This window comes from Streptomyces sparsus, assembly GCF_054776295.1.
In genome coordinates this window covers 1-523 of the sequence record NZ_BAAHCA010001732.1, presented here as the reverse complement: position 1 = coordinate 523, position 523 = coordinate 1, and the positions used below count along the sequence as shown (strand labels likewise).

Genomic DNA, 523 nt, shown 5'->3' with positions numbered 1-523 from the left:
GTCGCCCAGGCGCGGGGCGCCGGCGGCACCGTCGTCGCGACCGGCGGATGCTTCGACCTGCTGCACGCCGGGCACGTCGGCCTGCTGGAGGCCGCGCGGCAGGCCGGCGACTGCCTGGTGGTGTGCCTCAACTCCGACGACTCGGTGCGTCGCCGCAAGGGCCCGGGCCGCCCCATCGTGCCGCTGGCCGACCGCGTCCGGGTGCTGAGCGCCCTGGAGTGCGTGGACGCGGTGGCCGTCTTCGAGGAGGACACCCCGGAGGCGGTGCTCGCCGAACTCCGCCCGGACATCTGGATCAAGGGCGGCGACTACGTGTACGACGAGCTGCCCGAAGCGGCCCTGCTGAAGGAGTGGGGCGGGCAGGTGCTGCTGCTCCCCTACCTGGAGGGCCGGTCGAGCACCGGCCTCGCCCGGCGGGCGGCACGCTGCTCGCAGCCCGGTGAGCCGTGAGCGACGACAGCACCCGGCGGGTGCTGGTGCTGCGCGCGCTGGGGCTGGGCGACCTGCTGGCGGCGCTGCCGGC

At 76.1% G+C, this 523-nt stretch carries 1 protein-coding gene; it reads left to right on the top strand.

Features of this window, described 5'->3' with window-relative positions:
- A partial coding sequence (rfaE2, locus tag ACYVE9_RS30550) for a D-glycero-beta-D-manno-heptose 1-phosphate adenylyltransferase (protein ID WP_461031087.1) occupies window positions 1–450 on the top strand: 450 nt, incomplete at its 5' end.
- Between the last annotated feature and the right edge of the window lie 73 nt (window positions 451–523).